This window comes from Marinobacter sp. (assembly GCF_048266785.1).
Taxonomy (GTDB): Bacteria; Pseudomonadota; Gammaproteobacteria; order Pseudomonadales; family Oleiphilaceae; genus Marinobacter.
The window spans coordinates 292204-314397 of record NZ_JBLWYX010000002.1 but is presented as its reverse complement, the minus strand read 5'-3'; the positions used below and the strand labels follow the sequence as shown (position 1 = coordinate 314397).

The window sequence follows — 22194 nt, the reverse complement described above, 5'->3', positions numbered from 1 at the left end:
GCCACGGACTGAAAGCGACGCCGGCTCAGAAACCGGCGTCTTTCAATCCTTGATTCGTTTCACTTTCGCGAAAGCCGATCAGGTAGAGAATCGCGTCCAGGCCGAGCGTTGAGATCGCGTGGCGCGCAGATTCCTTGACCAGCGGTTTGGCCCGGAATGCAACGCCAAGGCCAGCCTGGCTCAACATGGGCAGGTCGTTGGCGCCATCACCCACGGCGATAACCTGTTCCCGGGAAATGTGCTCTTTCCCGGCAATCTCCAGTAGCAATTCGGCCTTGCGTTGGCCATCCACGATCTGGCCGGCAACCTCACCAGTCACCTTGCCATCGCGAATTTCCAGCTCGTTCGCGTACACGTAATCAATGCCCAGCTTGTTTTGAAGGTGCTTGGCAAAGTAGCTGAAGCCACCAGACAAAATCGCTGTGCGGTAACCCAATGCCTTAAGGCTCCGGATCAGGTGCTCCGCACCCTCCGTCATCTTCAGCCGACCGGCAACCCGCTCCAGCACAGATTCATCCAGGCCTTTGAGCAGCGACAGGCGCTCAGCAAAACTCTGACTGAAGTCCAGCTCGCCCTGCATCGCACGTTCGGTGATCTCCGCGACCTGTTCACCAACACCGGCCTCCATGGCAAGCTCGTCGATCACTTCGGCTTCAATGAGGGTGGAATCCATATCAAACACAACCAGACGGCGATTACGCCGGAAGATGGAATCTTCCTGAAAGGCGATATCCACATTCATCTCACCTGCAATGTGCAGGAAGTCGGCTCTCAGCTGTTCAAGGTCCGAGGGTGTGCCTCGCACGGAAAACTCCACGCAGGCAATCCCGTTACCGGCCGTGTTGAGTGATGGCCTTGCCGACAGCCTGGAGATATTGTCGATGTTCAGGCCGTGACGGGCCGTGATCGCAGAGACGCGGGCAATCTGCTCCGCCTTGATATCACGGGACAGCAGAGTAACGATGTAACAGGCGCGGTTACGTCCTTCAGCCCAGGTCTGATATTCCTCTATAGTAATCGGCGCAAACCTGACCTGAAGATCCAACGCATGCAGGCGGAAAAGCAGATCACGAATCACCGGAGAGGATTTCGACTCATCGGGTATTTCTATCAAAATCCCCCAGGTCAGATGATCGTGAATAACCGCCTGCCCTATGTCGAGAATCCGGACGTCATACTGCCCCATGATGCCGGTAATTTCCGACGTGAGCCCGGGCTTGTCGCGCCCGGATACGTTAATCAGAACCAGTTCACTCACTGTCTGAGCTCTCCTCTTCCTTTGCCCTTGCGGCAGAAGGGATAACGTCAATGGCATCCACGCGCTGCAGCCCTCGCGGCAGCTTGTGCCCGCGCCGGCCGCGCTCGCCCAGATAATGCTCAAGATCACTGAACTGCAGACCCATCTTGCGCTTGCCTGCCCGAATCTCCAACTGGTCATCCCTGGCGAATACCGCTACGGCGACCACGTACTCCTCTCGGCTCTGCACCCGTGCAGAGGGAATGCTGATAATCTTGTTGCCCTTGCCCTTACTCAGTTCCGGCAGTTCGCTGAGGGGGAAAACAAGCATTCTGCCCTCGTTGGATATTGCTCCCAGATACAAGACGTTGTCCGTAACGGGGATAACCACCGGCGGCATGATCTTCGCGCCTTTCGGAACACTGACCACGGCTTTGCCGTTGCGGTTTTTGCTGATCATCTCCTCCAGCGAAGTCACGAATCCGTAACCACCATCCGTTACCAGCAACGTTTTACGCGCAGGATCGCCCATCAGCAGGCCGGAGAAGCTCGCCCCCGAGGGAGGGTTGATCCTTCCTGTCAGAGGCTCGCCCTGCCCCCGGGCCGAAGGCAGGCTATGGGCCATCAGTGAATACGCCCTGCCGGTAGAGTCAAGAAAGATTGCTTGCTGGTTGTTGCGACCTCGAGCTGCCAAAGCAAAACGGTCGCCAGACTTGTAGCTTAACCCGTCCGGGTCGATATCATGGCCCTTGGCGGCGCGCACCCAGCCTTTGTCAGACAGAACCACGGTAACGGGATCATTGGAAACCAGATCGTTTTCACTGAACGCCCGGGCCTCTTCACGCGCAACAATAGGAGAGCGGCGATCGTCTCCATAAGTTTCAGCATCGGCCTGCAGCTCGCTCTTGATCAGCTCGCGCAGACGATCTTCAGAACCGAGAATAGTCTGGAGCTCATCCCGCTCTGCGGCCAGCTCGTCCTGCTCGCCGCGAATTTTCATTTCCTCAAGCTTGGCCAAGTGCCGTAATTTCAGCTCAAGGATGGATTCGGCCTGATCCGGGGACAACCCGAACCGCTCCATCAACACCGGCTTGGGTTTGTCTTCGGTGCGAATAATATGAATGACTTCATCAATATTCAGATAGGCAATCAGCAAGCCTTCAAGAATATGCAGCCGTGCAAGCACCTTATCAAGGCGATACTGCAAACGCCGGGTGACCGTAGTGCGCCGAAATGCCAGCCATTCCGTCAGCATCTGGCGCAGACCCTTCACACCCGGGCGGCCATCATTACCGATGACGTTGATGTTAACCCGGTAGGTTTTTTCCAGGTCTGTACTGGCAAACAAGTGGGCCATCAGCCCGTCGAGATCGACGCGATTTGACCGCGGCACAATCACCAGTCGGGTCGGATTCTCATGATCTGACTCATCGCGAAGATCCGCTACCATAGGCAGCTTTTTGGTTTGCATCTGGTGTGCTATCTGCTCAAGCACACGGTTACCAGAAACCTGGTGCGGCAAGTCTGTGACTACAATTTCGCCAGTATCCCGCACCCAGCGGGCCCGCATACGCAGAGAACCCCGGCCGGTTTCATACATTTGGCGCAGCTCTTTCCGGGGCGTGATGATTTCCGCATATGTCGGAAAATCCGGCCCTTTAACGTGCTCGCAAAGCTGGTCGACGGTCGCCTCAGGGTCGTCCAGTAACCTGATACAAGCTGCAGTCACCTCCCTGACGTTATGAGGCGGGATATCGGTGGCCATGCCGACTGCAATACCGGTCGTACCGTTCAGCAGCACATGGGGCAGCCGAGCCGGCAGCACTGAAGGTTCGTCCATGGTGCCGTCAAAGTTGGGTGTCCAATCCACAGTTCCCTGGCCGAGCTCAGTGAGCAGTACATCAGCAAAACGCGCCAGCCGGGATTCTGTGTACCGCATGGCCGCAAACGATTTGGGATCGTCTGGCGCCCCCCAGTTGCCCTGGCCATCAACTAGCGGATAGCGATAAGAAAACGGCTGGGCCATCAGCACCATGGCTTCATAGCAGGCACTGTCGCCGTGCGGGTGGAACTTACCAAGCACATCACCCACGGTACGGGCAGATTTCTTGTATTTGGACGTGGACTTCAAGCCCAGCTCTGACATGGCGTAGATAATACGCCGCTGAACCGGCTTCAGTCCGTCCCCGACATTGGGAAGTGCACGGTCAAGAATGACGTACATGGAGTAGTCGAGATAGGCCTTTTCCGTGTAGTCCCTGAGTGAAACTCGCTCAAAGCCTTCATCCGTCGTCTGAAACTCTGGCATGGATGCCTCTTTTGCCTGTATTGCCTGATGTTGAAGGAGTCCGTGATGCTACCCTGTGCGCCCGCAATAATCACGGGGCGGAGCAGTGTGACATTATATGAAGCACCGGGCTTATACACCAACAACCTGCGGATTTATCGGCTAAAAACGCTCAACGGCGCCAGCCGCGCCGATGCCAATAGCGGGATTCCCGCATGGAAAGTCGGTAATGCGGGCCGTATGCTCGTAAGTCGATAGTGAAGAAAGACAGTTTCTCCTCCAAACAAGCGGAACACTATGACACCAAATCTCAAAGCCTGCGGGCAAGCCATGGTTACGGCGATGGTGAATGCGGCACTGGCCGTTGCGCTTATGCTTCTTGTGGAGTTTGCAATCAGCGGCGACTTTCGGGTGCCTGCGACCTATCTATGGGCAGGATTGTTGGTGTGGCTGGTCATTTTCGCTGCTCAGTTCTGGCGTCAGCGGCACCTGTGTCGCGCCTGTGATACAAACAAGGAAACCACCAGAACTTCACATTGAATGGGCTCTCAGGCCCGGAAAAGCAGATAACGACATCAGGTTCCGGCTTTCGCCAGAGAACCTGATCCGCGGAAGCAAGCCAGATTTACTGACGAATACCTTCAACAGAGATAATAATCTCTACAGTCTCGGACGCCTTTCCAAGGTTCATTGGAATGCCGAAGTCTTCAAGCCGCAGCTCAGTCTCTGCCTCAAATCCCATACGGTAGCCTCCCCAGGGATCTTTACCGTGGCCCAGCATGTCGACATCCAGGGTAACCTCACGAGTTACGCCGCGCAGCGTGAGGTCGCCAACGATGTCCGCCTCGCCTTCTTCATCAACGACCACACGCTTACTTTTGAAGCTGGCTTCCGGATACTCACTCACATGTAAAAAATCTTTGCTTCGCAAGTGCTTGTCGCGTTCAGCATGGTTCGAATCCACACTGGAAGTATCAATAGTGACGTTTACTGAGCTATTTTCCGGGTTGGCAGCATCGTAAGTAAACTGCCCATCAAAATCATTGAATCGACCGTAGAGCCAGCTGTAACCCAGATGAGAGATCTTGAAAGTGATGAACTGGTGCGCGCCCTTGTCATCAAACTCATAGGTTCCGCTGTGTTCATCAGCATGAACGCCGCCGACCATGGCCAGTGAAACCGAAGCTGCAAGCAGTAGTTTTTTCATGATTGTCTCCTTTGACGAAAAATAAGAAGCGCTCTGAGCCAGAGCGGCGATAAGTAAGTCAATAATCCCGGCGCCCCGGAACCAGCATTCGACGCAGCGTGGCATCCCGATCAATCAGGTGATGCTTCAGCGCGCCGGCGGCGTGAACCAAGGCAAGAACGATCACTGCCCATGTGCTCCAGTGATGCACCAGCCCTGCCGTATCCTCAAGCCCTTTTATCTGACCTGTCACTGAAGGCACCTCAAACCAGCCGAACACGCTTACAGAGGAGCCGTCGGCAGTTGAAATCAGAAATCCGCTCACTATCGCGACAAAAACCAGACCATACAGAAGCCCATGCGCTACCCGGGCGCTAATCGTTTCCCAACGTTTATGCCCCGATAGCGGATCGGGCGATGTGGCGAACAAACGCCAAACCGACCGGAACACCATCAGGCCAAACAATAAGACTCCGACACTACGGTGGATGTCCGGAGCGCGACGGTACCAGTCATCGTAATAAGTCAGGTCAACCATCCAGAATCCCAAAGCGAAGGTTCCGAACACGGTCGCAGCAACAACCCAGTGAATGACGACAGTCAGCCAACCGTAACTGACAGGTGTATTACTTAACTGCATAGTGACTGATACCTCTTTTCCTTGTCTGCAAATCCCAGGCCGAAGTATAGGAAGCCACTCTCACAAAGGAAATCGGAATGTTTTGCCCTCCATCATCAGAAATTCTGATCATGTATCGGGGGTTCTCCACCTATCTGCCTTTGGTCGCATGCGGGTTTTACGGATTGTTAAAAACCATAGACTCGATAGACTTCGTTCATGTTTAACCGCCCCGTCGGGGGCCTCACTGAACGAGAGGACAAGACATGGAACTTGAATTCGACGAATCCGTTGTAATCCCAAGCAATAACTGATTTTGCGTGGCCCCTGAGCGGGGCCGGCCTTTTCTCTGCAACCCACATTTACTACGTAAAATTGCAAATCACCTCCAGTTTCTTCATGAAACAGTGGCAATACTCTCCTTTTTTTGGCAATCTCTCGCCAACTATCAGTTTACTCACGCTTTTCCGGTTTCAGTAGTGACTGACCAGTGGCCGTTCAGGCGCTTGACGTCCAAAGCACCTGATGTATTCGCTCAATGACTCAAAATTCACTATGCGTCACTCCCTCGCGGAAAAGCTGACAGCCTCCGAAGTAGACCTTCTGTCGCCAATGCTGTACCGAAATGGCAATACCTGGACTGCGGAGTTTCGCGGCCTGGTTCTGAGTACGGCACTCCAGCCTATTTACAGCATTTCCCATAAACGGACCGTTGGCTACGAAGCTTTGATTCGGGCTCAGGACCCGGATAACGCCAGTGTTCTGCCGATACATCTTTTTGAACTGCCTACCTCAGACGCCGAAGCCCTTCTACTGGACCGACTCTGCCGATATCTGCACATCCAGAATTATAGCGGCTCAGAGGATCAGCTCAACTGGCTGTTTCTGAACGTCTCCCCCCGGGTTGTAACCAGTGGCAGCCAGACGGATTCGTTTTTCGGCGAATTGCTGGCAAAAACCAAGCTGCCACCACACCGCATCGTTATCGAAATAGTCGAACAACCAACGGATGACGCTGATCGCCTGCGTGAAACCGTTGCTTATTACAAGCAACTCGGATGCCTGACGGCCATTGATGACTTTGGTGCTGGTCACTCGAACTTTGAGCGGATCTGGAATCTGTCACCGGACATCGTCAAGCTGGATAGGACACTGCTAGTACGAGCAACAGACGATCACAAAGCCCGACAGATACTGAACGGAATCGTTTCACTGCTGCATCAGTCGGGTTGCCTGGTTTTACTGGAAGGCGTAGAAACCATTGATCAGGCTATGATTGCCATTGATGCAGGCGTGGATTTTGTTCAGGGATTCTACTTCTGTCGCCCCAGTACTGATCTGGCGCAGCTCTGCAATGCACCCACAGACTTCGACCAACTGCTGCAAGAATACAAAGCTCGCCACCAGATAACGCGGGACCCGACCCGACAGTTGGTGGAATTCTTCCAGCGGGACTTCCACAAAGCGACAGAGCAACTGCAGAGCGGCGCCACTATGGCCAAGGCCTGCACAACACTGCTGGCTCACCACATGGTTTCACGCTGTTATCTGGCAGATGATAAAGGCGTGCAAATTGAGGATACACTAATATCCGACACAGGGACCCGAAGCCTGGACCCGCGTTTCAAGCCGCTTGAACACACCAGCAAGGCGGATTGGTACCGGCAACAATACCTTCGGCAGGCGCTGGCTCAGCCAGGCGACCTCCACGTTACAGCACCCTATCTCTGCGTGACCGGTGCCTACATGTGCGTCACCCTTTCACTGTGCTTTACTCACGGAAGCGAACTGCACGTGCTGTGCTGCGACATTATCGCCAACCCACCCACTCTTTCTGTTACCCCGGGCTAATTCCGTACACAAGGGAAATAACAGCAACAGAAACCAATCCAATGAACACATTCATTGGCAAGCCGACCCGCACAAAATCCCCGAACCGGTAACCGCCCGGCCCGAATACCATCATGTTGGTCTGATACCCCAGGGGCGTCGCAAAACTGGCGGATGCAGCCATCATTACCGCGATAACAAACGGCTCGGATGCAACGCCCATGGTGTTGGTCATCGACAACACCACCGGTATGACCAGAACGGCCGCCGCATTGTTCGTGATGACCTCAGTAAGTACAGAAACCGAAAAATAGATCAGAAAAAGTGCGAGCAACACGTGCCCCTTACTGAGGCCAAGAATAGCGCCGGCAACATAGCTTGCCGCTCCGGTCTGCTGCAGGGCTGCACCCAAAGCAAAGGAAGCCGCGATGGTTAGAACCACGGGAACATCAACAGATTTCTGTGCTTGCCCTACCGAGCAGCAGCCACTCAGGATCATCAGGGCCGCGCCCAGCAAAGCGGCATTCAGCATGCTGAGAACACCGCAGGCGGCCAGCCCTACCAACACAACCAGCACGCCCCAGGACAGCCAGGCACGATCATGCCTCGGAGTCTCGGTCCCCAAGTCGTTTATAAGCAGAAAATCCTTATTGTAGCGCTGCCGGCTCACAAATGCCGGCCGGGCTTCAAGCAACAGGACATCGCCGGGCTTGAGGCGAATGTTGCCAAGATTGCCGGATACCCTGCTACCACCCCGAGCGACCGCCAGAACGACGGCGCCGTAGCGCTCGCGGAACCGGGCATCGCGAATGGTCAGGCCAAGCACTTCTGACTGGGGAGACAAAGCCGCCTCCACCAGGCTCCGCTCTGCACGATCTTTGCTCAGGCTGGGCTCGTCCGCGTGCACGGATGGCACAATGCCGTTAATGCGCAGCAAATCAGAAATTGCCTGGGTATCGCCCGCAAACACGAGCCGATCCCCGCCGCGCAAGCGTTCCTCGGAAGGCACTGCCGTTACCACGCTGCCATCGCGCTCAATCTCAACCAGGTAAAGGCGTTCCAGCTCGCGTAGACCAGCCTCACCCACAGCCTTCCCAACCAGCGGTCCATCAAACGCAACCGCAACCTCCAGCGTAAACTCCCTCATGGAGCCAAATTTGTGCTGGTCCTCCCGATTGGGCAGCGCTCTGGGCAAAAACAGCAAGATGGCGGCAATACCAAGAATCGCCACCGGCAGCCCAACGGCGGTAATGGAAAAAATGGAAAGTCCGACATCGCCGGTCAGTTGCTGGTACTGACCATTTACAACCAGGTTGGTGCTGGTGCCAATCATGGTCAGCGTGCCACCAAGGATGGCGGAGTAACTGAGAGGAATCATAAGCTTGGAAGGAGCTATTCCGATCTTTCGGGACCAGGCATGAATAGCCGGAATCATTGTGGCCACGACCGGCGTATTATTGAGAAAGCCGCTCAACAGGGCAACCGGAAGAGTAATCCGCGCCTGAGCAGAACGAACGGTCTTGGGGTTTCGAAGCAGGTGCCTCACCAGCAGGTCAACCCCGCCGGAATGGTGAATGCCCGCAGCCACCACAAACAGCGCCACAACAGTGATCAGCCCGGTGTTACTGAAACCCGCAAGCGCCTGGTCAGCTGAAATAATGCCACTTGCACTCAGGATCACAAGCACCCCCATCATGACCAGATGGGGCGCATATCGTCCTGAACTCATAAGTAATAGCGCGCTGCCTGCGAGGCCCAACGCAAACCAGCCTTGCCAATCCATCTGCGGTTTGTCCCGATCAGAAAACCGGCAGAATAACGAGTTTAATGAATACTTAAAAAGAATAACGAATTCTTTTTATAGATTCTTTTGGAATATAGCGCAAATAGCAAACCTACCCTGCTACATCCGCCATATTACCGTAAGCCTCAAGCCAGGACCTCCGGTCAGCCGCGCGCTTCTTGCCAAGAAGCATATCCATCCGGCTGTCGGTATCGTCGCCTTCTTCGATGGTCAGCATAACCAGACGGCGGGTATCCGGAGCCATGGTGGTCTCCCGGAGCTGGAGCGGGTTCATCTCACCCAACCCCTTAAAGCGAGTCACGGAAATCTTGCCCTTACGCTTTTCGGCTTCGATGCGATCGAGAATGCCCTGCTTTTCATGCTCATCGAGTGCGTAGAAGGTTTCCTTACCCAGATCCACCCGGTACAGCGGCGGCATAGCAACAAACACATGGCCTGCCGCAACAACCGGGCGGAAATGTTTCAGAAACAGAGCGCATAAAAGTGTCGCAATGTGCAGGCCATCAGAGTCTGCGTCGGCGAGGATACAGACTTTGTTGTAGCGCAGGCCATCGAGCTGATCCGAGTTGGGGTCGACACCGATAGCCACGGCGATATCGTGAATTTCCTGGGAAGCCAGAATCTCACTGGAATCCACCTCCCAGGTGTTCAGAATCTTGCCTCGCAACGGCATAACTGCCTGGAACTCGCGGTCACGCGCCTGCTTGGCGGAACCGCCAGCGGAATCACCCTCAACCAGAAACAGCTCGGAACGGGCAGTATCGCCCCCGGAGCAATCGGCCAGTTTGCCGGGCAAGGCTGGGCCGGAGGTTACCCTTTTGCGTGCCACCTTCTTACTGGCTTTGAGCCTGCGCTGCGCATTGCTGATGAACAGTTCCGCCAGCACTTCGGCGACATCGGTATGATGGTTCAGCCATAGGCTGAAAGCGTCCTTGACCACACCGGAAATAAACCCGGCCGCCTCCCGTGACGACAAACGCTCTTTGGTCTGGCCGGAAAACTGCGGCTCCTGCATCTTGAATGAAAGCACGTAAGCTGCTCTTTCCCAGATATCATCGGGCGAAAGCTTTACGCCTCGTGGCAACAAGTTACGGAACTCGCAGAACTCACGCATGGCCTCCAGAAGTCCAGTCCGCAAGCCGTTTACATGGGTGCCGCCCTGAACAGTGGGGATCAGGTTAACGTAGCTTTCCATGAGCGCTTCACCGCCTTCCGGAAGCCACTGAATTGCCCAGTCAACCGCTTCCTGGTTACCGGAAAAACTGCCAATAAACGGTTCCAGCGGAACCACCTCAACATCGACCAGTGCCGAACGCAGATAATCCCGAAGCCCCTCCTCATAGAACCACTCGTCTTTCTCGCCGGTTTTTTCCTGAACAAAGGTCACGGTCAGCCCGGGGCAAAGCACGGCTTTTGCGCGAAGATTATGGCGCAGGCGGCTGGCGGAAAAGTTAGGGCTGTCGAAATATTTCGTATCCGGCGTGAACTTGATGCGGGTGCCGGTGTTGCGCTTGCCAACGGTGTCGATCACTTCCAGCTCGGAGGCCTTGTCTCCATTCGCAAACGTCATACGATGGAGCTCGCCATCGCGCTTTATGGTCACTTCAAGGTGGGTCGAAAGCGCGTTCACGACAGAAACGCCGACGCCGTGCAGTCCGCCTGAAAAGTTGTAATTGGCCTGGGAAAACTTTCCACCGGCGTGCAGTCGGGTCAGAATCAGCTCAACGCCGGGCAGCCCTTCTTCTTTATGGAGATCAACCGGCATGCCCCGACCATCATCCTCAACGCTGAGGGCTCCATCGGCGTACAGCACCACATCGATACGGCGGGCGTGACCCGCGAGAGCCTCATCGACACTGTTATCGATCACTTCCTGCGCCAGGTGGTTCGGACGACTGGTGTCCGTATACATTCCGGGGCGCTTGCGCACCGGGTCCAGGCCGCTCAGTACTTCGATGGCGTCGGCGTTATATTGTTGCTGGCTCATAGGCAGAAAGTGACTCCGCAGGTAGTAAAAATTCGTTCCCATAGCTTAGGGATTCGCCGCCAAAGATCAACGGCTGATTAGTGTTTGTATGAACAGCCAAAATAAGGGAGGGATAGTCAGAGCTTCACAACAAGATCCGAGTCACGGACACCCGACACCCGGATTTCCAGCCAACCAGTGGCCGGAACGGCAAGCACCACACAGGGCGAGGTGATCACTTGTGAAACCATAGTGCCCGGCGCCGGCGCTCGCACGGCCATGACAAGGCGTAAGGTCTTGTCGTTGTTCTTCATCTCAGCCGAAGCCAGGCTGACACTGTGCCCGCCTGTTGGCTTTTCTCCCAACGTCACAAAGACCAGATGCTCCTTCGCCAGATCCACCTGCCGCAGTTGTTGAATCGCCATATTCTGAGCCGGTAACTCCAGCATCTGCTGCAGCCGTTCGGAGGTCTGGACATAAGCCAACCCCGGACCAGTCAGCCCGCAATGTGCGGACTGGGTAACCTGGCGAGCCAAAGGCGCGCTGAGCTTATCACCCAATGTGTCTGTCGTCGTTGCACAGGCAACCAGAAATGCGCACCCGGCCAGCAGCGGAACCACGCGCAAACCTGTTATTATTTTCTCGATTGCTTCGATCAACGTTCTGCTCCGATGCGTTTGGGTGCAACTTCACTGCCCGGCTGTGGCACTTTCAGTTTGTAGCCCGAGAATCCGGGGCGAGGCAGAACATCTGGTGTTGCCGCTGATATGGTGGGGCGAGAATAGCTTGTGGTCATACGGATGCCCGTCAGATTCGTGTTTTCATCTATGGTAATCACCTCTCGCAAGCCAGTCACAGGGTACTCCGCACAAGCCTCACCTGCCTGACAAATAATTCCGTCATTGTCCAGATCTGTGCCCGCGACAAGGTAGTAATCACCCGGAGGTACACCCGTAAAAGCGGAGCCTTGCCCATCAGCCAGGCGAAAGTCGAACTGGTAAGTTCCATTTACGGCAACCATAGAGTCCTGAGCCACTGTTTCCAGCTGGCCTTGGGCGTTCGGTTCGGTATTGACCAGAAGCACAAAATGCCGACCTGCATCCCGCGCATTTTCATCCGTCACAAGCTCAGCCACCACGGGAATCTCAAGCACTCTGTCGCTGTCAGTGTCAGTGGTGTAGTTAACCTCCAGCTTCGTGCGTACAGGACCGCCCGGCGGCAACTGACCGTTCAGCGCGACGGTCAGTGAAAACGGCTGCGTCTGTGAAAGAGACACGTCGAGCCAATCCGGGCTCACAATGTCCGGGTCAATCGTCAGTCCGCTACTCTCGTCACCCAGCACCTGCAAGTCAATATCCTGAAATTTTCGGGTCTCCGACGACAGGCTGACGGTTGAGGGCGATGCGGAAAGAATCGTGACGGATGGATTCTCTATCGCCATCAACGCCGCCTTTGCAGCATCAATTACCCCATACCCCAACGCATCTGAGCGACCGCCAGGAACCGGCGAAGTAAGCTTCCCATCCTCAAGCCAGCCTATCAACGTTCCGGTATCCAGATCTGGCTCTAATTTTTTCATAAGTGCAAACACGCCAGCCACATGAGGCGCCGCCATGGAGGTACCCTGAAGTCCGGAATAATCCGGCTCAAACCCATTTGCGCCTAAACTGCCACTGGCGCTGATCACCAGATCCGCTAGGCCATCCAGGTTCGCATCCCTGAGTACATCGCCGCCAGGAGCCGCAAGATCAACCCATGAGCCGAAGTTGGAATAGCTGGCAAGATTGCCACCACCATCCACCGCACTGACAGAAAACACGCCATCCGCGGCGGCCGGGTATACGGGTTGGGAGCTTGTCTGGTTGCCTGCAGCCGCCACAACAATCACGCCATTGTTAACAGCATCGGTTATAGCATCCTGCAACGCTTCTATTGCAGGCAAGCCACCAAGGCTGAGATTGATGATGTCAGCCTTGGGCGGTGAGCTGTCGCCCACCCACCGGATTGCATCAATCAAATCTGTGGACGATCCGACACCCCCCTCCCCCAGCACCCGCACGGGCAATACCTCACTACCAAATGCCACACCCGTTCCGCCCAAAAGGTTAGTAGCGCTGGCCGCAACTGTACCGGCAACATGGGTGCCGTGAAACACATTGGTACCCGCAGCATTTCCCGGGTCCCGTGGATCGTTATCCCGGCCTGGAGAGCTATCATTGTCGAATTCTGCTGAGACGAAGTCGGCTCCGGGTGGGTCAGAGGGAAGAGGATTGACAACAGCCGAGGCAAGGTCCGGATGCCAGCCGGAACCGTCTCTGAACAACCCTGTATCCAGCACCGCTACTGTGACACCAGAACCGCCCTCGGCGTCCAGTTGCCAGGCAGCGGGAAGGTTTATCAGATCGTAATGCCACTGTTTTGGATACAGCGGCTCATCGAGCGGCCCTTGGGCCGATACAACATAGTCAGGTATCGCGCTCGTAACCCCGGGTTGCTGCCTCAGGGTATCGATCCAATCCAGAGTGTCTTGTCCATTGGTGGCCGCTTGCGCTGACATGCGACTGGCCGGCATGGCCATTAACCAGTGTTTGTGATCCAGCTCCCGGATAGTCTGCCCCACGGCCAGACTGGATGCGGCCATCCGCTGGCCGGATGAGTCCGACATGGCCACGATCGCCCTTCCAGGAACAAAGAGATGGCTGGGCCAGTCCAGACTCAGCGCCGCGGACTGAACACCCGCTGTTTTTGACAGCACATAACGAACGGGGGGCGGATCAAAATCTCCGGCGGAAACTACCACAATATAATCATCTGCAGCCTCAGCTAAGGGCAGGCTCACACTGGCGGAAAACAGCCCGCTAAGCGGGTCAGTAGCCTGAGACTCCAGAACCGCGCCATCCAGGCGTTGTAGTTCCAACGTTACTGTCGCCCTCCCCGAATCATCAAGAAAGGTACGGAGAAACACACGCTCACCCGGCACAACCGGAACTTGAAAACGGTCTTCCGGATCCTGAGGAAAGTCATCATAAGGATCGCTGATGTCTCGGAAGTCTTCGCTATAACTAACATACCCTGCGAGAACGAAAGAGGCTGGTAGCAGCTGAGGTTGTGTCAGCGGGAGCCTGCCGACCACAAGACGATCCGCAGAATCACCGTCAACCCGGGTGTTGGCTTCAATACCGATAGAGCCACTTACAACAACCGGAGCCAAAGGCAGCGGGACATCAATCGTCCCATCCCCGCTTTCACCCGACGATGATGACCCGCCGCAACCGCTTATTACCAGCGAAAGAATCAGTACACCAGCAACCCGGTTGTTTTTACAATCCATTACACGTGCCCCGAAACATCAGCCATTGAACATCTATAGTGCCACTATACTGCGGATTCGTGACAGGCTTCCCTGACTGAAACACCGACTGCTGCGCAACTCTGTCCCCAGATCGCAGATTACGACTGACTGAGACCCAACATTGCGACCACCTGATCGGTCAGTCCATCCCGGGTCAGACCACCACCTTCCGGCCGATACCAGGTTACGGTCCAGCTCAAAGCACCCGTCAGCATTCGGCGCACTACAAACGGATCGGCAATCAGAGCGCCCTCGTCTTTCAGAGCGCCAAGCACATCCAGCCACAAGGCTTCATAGATATCACGAAGCTTCAGTACCTCTGCCTGCGAAGCCTCCGACAGGCTGCGCCATTCGAATACCAGAACCGCCATAGCTTCGCCGGTCTGGCCGTTAATCGATTCCAGCTCGGCGCTGACCAGCGCCCTCAGCTTGTCCCGACTGGAATCAGCAGCCTCCATGGCCGCCTGCATGACCGCCGTGTTGAGCCTGATGGTTTCAACCATGACCGCTTTGAGAATTTCCTCTTTGGTACGGAAGTGGTGAAACAGGCTTCCGGACTGAATACCCACTGCCGCCGCCAGGTCCCTGACGGTGGTGCGCTCATAACCTTTATCACGGAACAAGCGGGCCGCCTCGCGAAGCAAACGACCACGTGCACTGTCCGGGTCCGAAACCAGATTCTCGGCAATGAGTGACTGAAGAATTTTGTCTTGATTCACGGGCAGATCCAGCGGATTTAAAAGAACCGACATTCTACCTGAAATTTACCTGTTTACAAACCAAGCGCTTGCTTGGTATTGTTTGACCAACGGTTCAATAGTTGGCCGGCACACAGCTGTGGTGCCCAGGGCAACACAGCTACAGGATGCGCAAACATGACCAATTCACCGAAGACCATCCGCATAGGTTGCTCCTCCGCGTTCTGGGGTGACACCGAAACGGCCGCGGCACAACTGGTTCACAAAGGTGATATCGATTATCTGGTTGCCGACTACCTGGCCGAAGTCACCATGTCGATCATGGCTGGTCAAAAGATGAAAGACCCCAGCCAGGGATACGCCCGGGACTTTGTTGAAACCGTTATGGGGCCATTGCTTGGAGACATCAAAGCAAAAGGGATTCGCGTACTGACCAACGCCGGCGGCGTGAACCCGGTGGCCTGCCGCGATGCCCTGAAAGCGCTGTGCGAAAAAGCCGGCGTAGACATGAAAATTGCCTTGGTGCTCGGCGATGACCTGCTGCCTAAAAAACAGGCCCTGAGCAAAGCCGGTATCACCGAAATGGCCACTGGCGAGCTCATGCCGGCAATGATGGTAAGCCTTAACGCCTACCTTGGTGCCTCTGGTTTGGTGGCCGCGCTGGGTCAAGGCGCCGACATTGTTCTTACCGGCCGAGTGGTAGACAGCGCCTTGATACTCGCCCCCCTGGTTCACGAATTTGACTGGGACTGGGGAGATTACGACAAACTGGCACAGGGCAGCCTTGCCGGCCACCTGCTGGAGTGCGGCGCACAGGCTACGGGCGGTAACTTTACCGATTGGGAAGACGTTGCCGAAGGCTTCGCCGACATGGGTTTCCCCATTGCCGAGGTAAGCGCAAATGGTGATTTCGTTGTTACCAAGCCGGAAGATACCGGTGGCAAGGTAAGTCAGGGCACCGTCGCTGAGCAACTGGTTTACGAAATTGATGACCCCCGGGCGTACTTCCTGCCGGATGTTACCTGCGACTTTACGAATGTGAGCTTGGAAGAAAGCGGGCCAGACCGTGTAACCGTTCGCGGCGCACAAGGCTTGCCGCCAACTGGCAGCTATAAGGTTTCCGGCACCTGGCCAGACGGTTTCAAGTGCACCGCAACCTTCCTGCTTGCAGGCATTGATGCCCCGAAGAAAGCCCAGGCTATTGCCGAAGCTATCCTTACCAAAACATCCCGGTTGTTTCAGGAACGCGGCCTGCCCGACTACACGGAAACCAGCATCGAACTGCTGGGTACTGAAACCACCTACGGCAAACAAGGTCGCGGCCAGGGCAGCCGGGAAGTTGTCGTAAAAATCAGTGCTGCACATGCAAAAAAAGGAGCTCTTGTGCTCTTCTCCCGGGAGATCGCACAAGCTGCTACCGGCATGGCACCGGGTTTGACGGGCATTGTGGGTGGCCGGCCAACGGTCTGGCCCAAGATTCGACTTTATTCGTGCCTGGTACCCAAGAGCGAGGTTGCGGTATCTGTTGATCTGAACGGCCAGGCAGCATCCGTTGATGTAGATTCTGCTGGTGGATTTCAGCCCGGCCAGATCAAGGCCCAACCCGCAATCCAACGCGCATCGGCTACCGACACCACGGTGCCTTTGATTGATTTGGCCTGGGCACGCAGCGGTGACAAGGGCGACCACAGCAACATTGGTGTTATTGCGCGCAAACCGGAGTTCGTTCCGTTTATTGCAGCTGCATTAACCGAAGAAGCCGTCGCCGAGTGGATGGCCCATACACTGAACCCGGAAACCGGCAGGGTTACTCGCTGGACGCTGTCCGGATTCCACGCTTTCAATTTCCTGCTGGAACACAGCCTGGGCGGAGGCGGCGTTGCCAGCTTGCGTATTGATCCGCAAGGCAAGGCGTTTGCCCAGCAGTTACTGGAGTTTCCGGTGCCAGTGCCTTCCGGGCTTGCTGGTTCTTAAACTTATGGTGCATGCACTCAGGCAGGGAGAGGACTCCAGGACACACCGTTAATACGTCCTTGTAGGCTTGAGCGCAGCATCCCTGCTGCTCACAGTCCAGGAGCCCTCTCCCTGCCTGAGCGCTCGGACATTTAAAGAAGGTTTTTGAATTATGAGTTATCAATCTGTTTTTCACCCTGATCTGTTTAAGGGCAAGACATTTATCGTGACCGGCGGCGGCTCCGGTATCGGGCGCTGTACCGCACATGAACTGGCGTCCCTCGGCGCCAGAGTTGCGCTGGTGGGCCGTAAAACCGAGAAAGTTGAAGCCGTCAAAGCTGAAATACTTGAAGACGGCGGCATCGCCTCGGCGCACGTTTGCGATATCCGTGAAGAAGAATCTGTAAAAGCCACGGTGAAAGCGATTATTGCAGAGCATGGAGGGTTGCACGGTTTGGTCAACAACGCTGGCGGGCAGTTCCCTTCCCCTCTGGCGGGCATCAACCAGAAAGGCTGGGAGACGGTGGTACGCACCAACCTCACCGGCGGTTTTCTGATGGCGAGAGAAGCCTATACCCAGGCTCTGTCAAAAACCGGCGGCGCCATCGTGAACATTGTGGCCGACATGTGGGGCGGTATGCCGGGCATGGGCCACTCCGGTGCCGCAAGGGCTGGCATGGTGAATTTCACCCAGACAGCCGCTGTGGAATGGGGCACTTCCGGTGTTCGCGTGAATGCGGTCGCTCCCGGTTGGATTGCATCGAGTGGCATGGACAACTACCCCGAACACATGAAGCAGTGGATTCGCAGCCTTGGCGATAACGTACCCATAAAGCGCATGGGTACGGAATCGGAAGTCAGCTCGGCCATCTGCTTCTTGCTGAGCCCGGGTGCCTCCTTTGTCAATGGCGACTGCCTGCGCATTGATGGCGCAGCGTCACAGGGTGGGCGCGTATGGCCGTTTCCCAAGGCCAAGAATAACGAGCCTTACAACGGTTTTCATCGGGCAGTCACACCCAAAGTGCTCAGCGAGGATTGAGAAATTTTTATGCAAACACTGGAAACCAGCGTTAATCCGCAGTCCGACGAGTTCCGTGGCAACACCGAGGCCATGAACGCACACATCCAGACCTTCCGGGATGTTGAGCAGAAGGTTCTCGACCTGGCAGAAGCCGCGCGAGAAAAGTTCACCAAGCGCGGCAAGCTCCTGCCCCGGGATCGGATTAATCGTTTGCTGGATCGTGGCACACCGTTCCTGGAGCTGTGCTCATTGGCAGGCTACAAAATGCATGACGACAAAGACGGCAGCATGGCTGGCGGCAACATCATCGCCGGTATTGGTACCGTCAGCGGTATCCGCTGCCTGGTAGTTGCCAGCAACAGCGCCATCAAGGGCGGCACCATCACCCCTGCGGGTCTGGATAAAACCTTGCGCCTGCAACAGATCGCCAAAGAAAACAAACTGCCGGTTGTCTCCCTGTCAGAGAGCGGCGGCGCCAATCTGAACTACGCCACCGATATTTTTGTGCAGGGCGCACGCGGCTTCGCTAATCAGGCTCGCATGTCCGCAGCTGGGCTGCCGCAGGTTACGGTAGTGCATGGCAACGCCACTGCTGGCGGCGCCTATCAGCCAGGCTTGTCTGACTACGTGATCGCTATCCGCGGCCAGGCAAAAATGTTCCTGGCCGGCCCGCCACTGCTGAAAGCGGCAACCGGCGAAATAGCCGATGACGAAGAGCTCGGCGGCGCGGAGATGCATGCACAGGTTGCTGGCACCGCTGAATACCTCGCAGAGGACGACGCCGATGGCATCCGCCAGGCCAGAAACATTCTGGAAGCGCTGCCTTGGAACGAGCAGCTCCCGCCGCGGCGCGAGTTGACATGGGACGAACCAGTGCATCCTGCAGAGGAGCTGCTGGGCGTTATTCCCTCGGATTCCAAAAAGCCTTACGACGTGCGTGAAATCCTGGCCCGCATCGCTGACGGTTCGAAGTTCATGGACTTCAAGAACGAGTTCGACGACCAAACCGTATGCGGCACCATCCGAATTGAAGGCCACGCCGTCGGCATCATCGGCAACAACGGCCCGATCACACCGGCGGGTAGCGCGAAAGCCGCCCAGTTCATCCAGCTCTGCGACCAGGCCGGCACGCCATTGCTGTTCCTGCACAACACCACAGGCTTCATGGTGGGCACGCACTCGGAACAGAACGGCATCATCAAACACGGCTCAAAAATGCTACAGGCTGTTGCCAACTGCCGGGTGCCAAAAATCGCAATCGTGATCGGCGGTTCCTATGGTGCAGGTAACTACGCCATGTGTGGACGCGGTCTTGACCCACGATTCATCTTCGCCTGGCCCAACAGCCGGACCGCCGTAATGGGCCCGGCCCAGGCTGGCAAGGTGATGCGCATAGTGGCGGAGGACAAGCAACGTCGCAGCGGCATAGAGCCTGATCCGAAAACCCTGGATTTTCTGGAACAGGCTACTGCCAAAAAACTGGAAGACGGTTCCACAGCCCTGTTCGGTACAGCCCGACTCTGGGACGACGGCCTGATCGACCCAAGGGACACCCGACGCGTAGTGGCTCTGGTTCTCGACGTATGCCGCGAAGCAGAGATCCGTCAGTTACGGCCCAATACATTTGGCGTGGCCCGCCTTTGATTGAGGCTTTGGTGATGCCCGCCTTGTGGATTGCTTGTTTGGGTGGGGGCACCGTCTGGGAGGGGGCACCACGAGTTAACTCCTTTGAAGAGCATGCTTAGGTAACAAAACACGAAAGTTGAGAGCCATGTGACAAGCTTGAGTGCAAGTAGCGCTCATCAAACAAAAATTTCAGAACGTAGCAATAAATTTGAAGACATGGGTGTGGGTGCGGGATTTCCTTCCAGAAAATGTTGGAGGCCATGGACGGCCGGAAACAAGCGCACACGGATGTGCTCGTAGCGGTTTTCTGGAAGGAAATCCCGCACCCACACCGCCCAGGCCAAAGAACGTGCACCAAAACAAAGAAAGCACGAACTAGATACTAGGAGAACAAAAGTGAAATTCACAGCCGAGCACGAAGCCCTGAGAAAAACCGTCCGCGATTTCGTGCAAAAAGAAATTAACCCCCATTGCGACGAATGGGAAGAAGCCGGCCAGTTCCCCATTCACGAACTGTTCAAAAAAATGGGCGACCTCGGTTTATTGGGCATTCAGAAGCCCGAAGAATACGGCGGCATGGGGCTTGATTACAGCTACAACCTCGTAGCAGCTGAAGAACTCGGCATGGCTCACTGTGGTGGCGTACCTCTGGCCATTGGCGTGCAGACCGACATGTGCACCCCCGCCATCTCCCGCTTTGGTTCTGACGAACTGAAACGCACCTTCCTGGCCCCGGCTATCGCCGGCGACATGGTGGGCTGCATTGGCGTAAGTGAAGTAGGTGCCGGTTCCGACGTGGCGGGCCTGAAAACCAACGCCAAAAAAGACGGCGACGACTACATCATCAACGGCTCGAAAATGTGGATCACCAACAGCCCACAGGCCGATTTTATCTGCCTGCTGGCGAACACCAGCGACGACAAGCCGCACAAGAACAAATCACTGATCGTGGTACCCATGAACTCGCCGGGCATCACCTTCAGCCCGCACCTGAACAAGCTCGGCATGCGCTCCTCGGAAACTGCGCAGATTTTCTTCGACGACGTTCGTGTACCCCAACGCTACCGCATTGGTGCCGAAGCCACCGGTTTCATGATGCAAATGCTGCAGTTCCAGGAAGAACGTTTGTGGGGTGCGGCCAACGTCATCAAGGCGCTGGAAAACTGCATCGATCAGACCATTGAGTATTGCCGCGAGCGCAAGACCTTCGGCACACCGCTGATCGACAACCAGGTCATTCACTTCCGCCTGGCCGAACTGCAAACCGAAGTAGAAGCTCTGCGCGCCCTGACCTATCAGGCTTGCGAACTGCATGTTGAAGGCAAAGACGTCACCAAACTCGCCTCCATGGCCAAACTGAAGGCCGGTCGACTGGGCCGTGAGGTTACGGATAGCTGCCTGCAATACTGGGGCGGCAACGGCTTTATGTGGGACAACCCCGCCTCCCGTGCATTCCGAGATGTCCGATTGGTGTCTATCGGCGGCGGTGCCGATGAGATCATGCTGGGGATCATTTGCAAGCTTATGGGGACTTTGCCTGGCAAGCGCAAAAGCAGAACTTAGGTGCAAGACCGGCACCCCGGCATGGCTGTTCAGGACACGCCCACAAGTACATCCATGTAGGGTTTGAATCGGGCCATCCATGGCCCTCAACAGTCCTGAACAGCCATGCCGGGCCGCCAGCCCCGTACAATATTCTTGGAGTCGTTTTATGGAAACCTTGCCTCATTGCGAAACACTGCTTCTGAAAAAACAGGGGCCAGCCCTGCACATCACCATCAACCGGCCAGACTCCCGCAACGCCATGAGCCTGCAGATGGTTGCGGAGCTGTCCACGATCTTTACTGAAGTGGAATCCGATAGCAGCATACGCGCCGTGGTGATCCGTGGTTCAGGCGGCCACTTCTGTGCCGGCGGTGATATCAAGGACATGGCCGGCGCCAGCAACCAGAAAGCCGGTGAAGGCGAAACCGACCCCTTCTACCGCCTCAACCGCGCCTTCGGGCAGATGATCCAACAAGTAAACGAATCCTCCAAAGTTGTCATCGCCATCACCGAAGGTGCCGTAATGGGCGGCGGCTTCGGCCTGGCCTGCGTCTCAGACGTCGCCATTGCCGGCCCCACAGCCAAATTTGGTATGCCGGAAACCTCCCTCGGCATCATCCCGGCCCAGATCGCTCCATTTGTAGTTGAACGCATAGGCCTGACCCAGGCCCGCCGACTAGCGTTGCTCGGATTAAGAATTGATGCGGAAGAAGCCTGTGCACTGGGCATTGTTCATCAGGCCGCCTCATCAGATGTTGAGCTGGATGACATGCTGACACATGCACTGGAACGCGTTCGCCACTGCGCGCCAAACGCCACGGCAGAAACCAAAGCCCTGCTCCATCGGGTTGGGCACGAATCCATGAGCGGATTACTCGACAGCGCTGCGGAAATGTTCACAGCAGCCGTCCGAGGCAGCGAAGGTACAGAAGGCACCATGGCATTCATGCAGAAGCGTCCACCAGCCTGGGCAGACACGAAATAAGTCAGAGGGAGTGAATGGCGGTGGAAGCACTTTCAGGAAATGTCGGAGGCCATGGATGGCCGGAGTCAAGCGCACACGGATGTGC

16 protein-coding genes are annotated in these 22194 nt (G+C 56.0%); 7 read left to right on the top strand and 9 right to left on the bottom strand.

All coding sequences use genetic code 11. The annotated features are described in order from the left end of the window. Positions 1–25 precede the first annotated feature (25 nt). Both serB and parC read right to left on the bottom strand, forming a co-directional pair. On the bottom strand, positions 26–1258 hold the full coding sequence (gene serB / locus ACN0V1_RS04945; RefSeq protein ID WP_417543929.1) for a phosphoserine phosphatase SerB: 1233 nt from the start codon (positions 1256–1258) through the stop codon (positions 26–28). Then, a complete protein-coding gene (parC, locus tag ACN0V1_RS04940; protein WP_417543928.1) occupies positions 1251–3545 on the bottom strand; it encodes a DNA topoisomerase IV subunit A in 2295 nt (764 codons plus the stop codon). The genes serB and parC overlap by 8 nt, the downstream gene beginning before the upstream one ends. Positions 3546–3821: 276 nt before the next feature. On the opposite strand from parC, the gene ACN0V1_RS04935 reads away from it, so the two are divergent. Further along, the gene (locus ACN0V1_RS04935; protein WP_417543927.1) at positions 3822–4064 is read left to right on the top strand and encodes a hypothetical protein; all 243 of its coding nucleotides are present in this window, start codon (positions 3822–3824) and stop codon (positions 4062–4064) included. 85 nt (positions 4065–4149) lie between these two features. Here ACN0V1_RS04935 and ACN0V1_RS04930 read toward each other — a convergent pair whose 3' ends face one another. Together ACN0V1_RS04930 and ACN0V1_RS04925 are read right to left on the bottom strand one after the other, a co-directional pair. Next, positions 4150–4731 (bottom strand): YceI family protein, encoded by a 582-nt coding sequence (locus ACN0V1_RS04930; RefSeq protein WP_417543926.1) that lies wholly within the window; start codon positions 4729–4731, stop codon positions 4150–4152. Between the two features lie 58 nt (positions 4732–4789). Beyond that, positions 4790–5350: a cytochrome b gene (locus ACN0V1_RS04925; protein ID WP_417543925.1), complete on the bottom strand. Its 561-nt coding sequence runs from the start codon at positions 5348–5350 to the stop codon at positions 4790–4792. Between the two features lie 534 nt (positions 5351–5884). Here ACN0V1_RS04925 and ACN0V1_RS04920 point away from each other — a divergent pair. Then, on the top strand, positions 5885–7180 hold the full coding sequence (locus tag ACN0V1_RS04920) for an EAL domain-containing protein (RefSeq protein WP_417543924.1): 1296 nt from the start codon (positions 5885–5887) through the stop codon (positions 7178–7180). Here ACN0V1_RS04920 and ACN0V1_RS04915 read toward each other — a convergent pair. From ACN0V1_RS04915 to ACN0V1_RS04895, 5 genes are all read right to left on the bottom strand, one after another. Further along, positions 7167–8942 carry an SLC13 family permease gene (locus ACN0V1_RS04915; protein WP_417543923.1) on the bottom strand — a complete coding sequence of 592 codons (1776 nt, stop codon included), beginning with the start codon at positions 8940–8942 and terminating at the stop codon, positions 7167–7169. The two genes, ACN0V1_RS04920 and ACN0V1_RS04915, sit on opposite strands and share 14 nt — an antisense overlap. Positions 8943–9054: 112 nt before the next feature. Continuing rightward, complete coding sequence (gene parE, locus ACN0V1_RS04910; protein WP_417543922.1) at positions 9055–10950, bottom strand: DNA topoisomerase IV subunit B; 1896 nt, start codon at positions 10948–10950, stop codon at positions 9055–9057. Positions 10951–11066: 116 nt separating this feature from the next. Beyond that, entirely contained in the window at positions 11067–11588 is a 522-nt protein-coding gene (locus ACN0V1_RS04905) for a protease complex subunit PrcB family protein (protein WP_417543921.1), read from the bottom strand. Beyond that, entirely contained in the window at positions 11585–14260 is a 2676-nt protein-coding gene (locus ACN0V1_RS04900; protein ID WP_417543920.1) for a S8 family serine peptidase, read from the bottom strand. Before ACN0V1_RS04900 ends, ACN0V1_RS04905 begins: the two co-directional genes overlap by 4 nt. A gap of 119 nt (positions 14261–14379) precedes the next feature. Then, positions 14380–15000, bottom strand: a complete 621-nt coding sequence (locus ACN0V1_RS04895; RefSeq protein WP_417543919.1) for a TetR/AcrR family transcriptional regulator — start codon at positions 14998–15000, stop codon at positions 14380–14382. Positions 15001–15156: 156 nt separating this feature from the next. Here ACN0V1_RS04895 and ACN0V1_RS04890 point away from each other — a divergent pair, with 156 nt between their 5' ends. The 5 genes from ACN0V1_RS04890 to ACN0V1_RS04870 all read left to right on the top strand — a co-directional run bounded on the left by ACN0V1_RS04890 (position 15157) and on the right by ACN0V1_RS04870 (position 22109). Beyond that, positions 15157–16953 carry an acyclic terpene utilization AtuA family protein gene (locus tag ACN0V1_RS04890; RefSeq protein ID WP_417543918.1) on the top strand — a complete coding sequence of 599 codons (1797 nt, stop codon included), beginning with the start codon at positions 15157–15159 and terminating at the stop codon, positions 16951–16953. 151 nt (positions 16954–17104) lie between these two features. Beyond that, positions 17105–17971 carry an SDR family oxidoreductase gene (locus ACN0V1_RS04885; protein ID WP_417543917.1) on the top strand — a complete coding sequence of 289 codons (867 nt, stop codon included), beginning with the start codon at positions 17105–17107 and terminating at the stop codon, positions 17969–17971. A gap of 9 nt (positions 17972–17980) precedes the next feature. Beyond that, positions 17981–19597, top strand: coding sequence for an acyl-CoA carboxylase subunit beta (locus ACN0V1_RS04880; protein ID WP_417543916.1), 1617 nt, complete (start codon positions 17981–17983; stop codon positions 19595–19597). Between the two features lie 378 nt (positions 19598–19975). Further along, positions 19976–21142, top strand: coding sequence for a citronellyl-CoA dehydrogenase (gene atuD, locus ACN0V1_RS04875; protein WP_417543915.1), 1167 nt, complete (start codon positions 19976–19978; stop codon positions 21140–21142). Between the two features lie 148 nt (positions 21143–21290). After that, entirely contained in the window at positions 21291–22109 is an 819-nt protein-coding gene (locus ACN0V1_RS04870) for an enoyl-CoA hydratase/isomerase family protein (protein WP_417543914.1), read from the top strand. Positions 22110–22194 lie beyond the last annotated feature (85 nt).

What these genes read in the sequence shown, in the direction of transcription:
- ACN0V1_RS04915 (WP_417543923.1), bottom strand. Translation starts at nt 8,942, where the DNA reads ATGGATTGGCAAGGCTGGTTTGCGTTGGGCCTCGCAGGCAGCGCGCTA.
- ACN0V1_RS04890 (WP_417543918.1), top strand. Translation starts at nt 15,157, where the DNA reads ATGACCAATTCACCGAAGACCATCCGCATAGGTTGCTCCTCCGCGTTC.
- ACN0V1_RS04925 (WP_417543925.1), bottom strand. Translation starts at nt 5,350, where the DNA reads ATGCAGTTAAGTAATACACCTGTCAGTTACGGTTGGCTGACTGTCGTC.
- ACN0V1_RS04880 (WP_417543916.1), top strand. Translation starts at nt 17,981, where the DNA reads ATGCAAACACTGGAAACCAGCGTTAATCCGCAGTCCGACGAGTTCCGT.
- parE (WP_417543922.1), bottom strand. Translation starts at nt 10,950, where the DNA reads ATGAGCCAGCAACAATATAACGCCGACGCCATCGAAGTACTGAGCGGC.
- ACN0V1_RS04920 (WP_417543924.1), top strand. Translation starts at nt 5,885, where the DNA reads ATGCGTCACTCCCTCGCGGAAAAGCTGACAGCCTCCGAAGTAGACCTT.
- ACN0V1_RS04900 (WP_417543920.1), bottom strand. Translation starts at nt 14,260, where the DNA reads ATGGATTGTAAAAACAACCGGGTTGCTGGTGTACTGATTCTTTCGCTG.
- ACN0V1_RS04930 (WP_417543926.1), bottom strand. Translation starts at nt 4,731, where the DNA reads ATGAAAAAACTACTGCTTGCAGCTTCGGTTTCACTGGCCATGGTCGGC.
- ACN0V1_RS04935 (WP_417543927.1), top strand. Translation starts at nt 3,822, where the DNA reads ATGACACCAAATCTCAAAGCCTGCGGGCAAGCCATGGTTACGGCGATG.
- ACN0V1_RS04870 (WP_417543914.1), top strand. Translation starts at nt 21,291, where the DNA reads ATGGAAACCTTGCCTCATTGCGAAACACTGCTTCTGAAAAAACAGGGG.
- parC (WP_417543928.1), bottom strand. Translation starts at nt 3,545, where the DNA reads ATGCCAGAGTTTCAGACGACGGATGAAGGCTTTGAGCGAGTTTCACTC.
- ACN0V1_RS04885 (WP_417543917.1), top strand. Translation starts at nt 17,105, where the DNA reads ATGAGTTATCAATCTGTTTTTCACCCTGATCTGTTTAAGGGCAAGACA.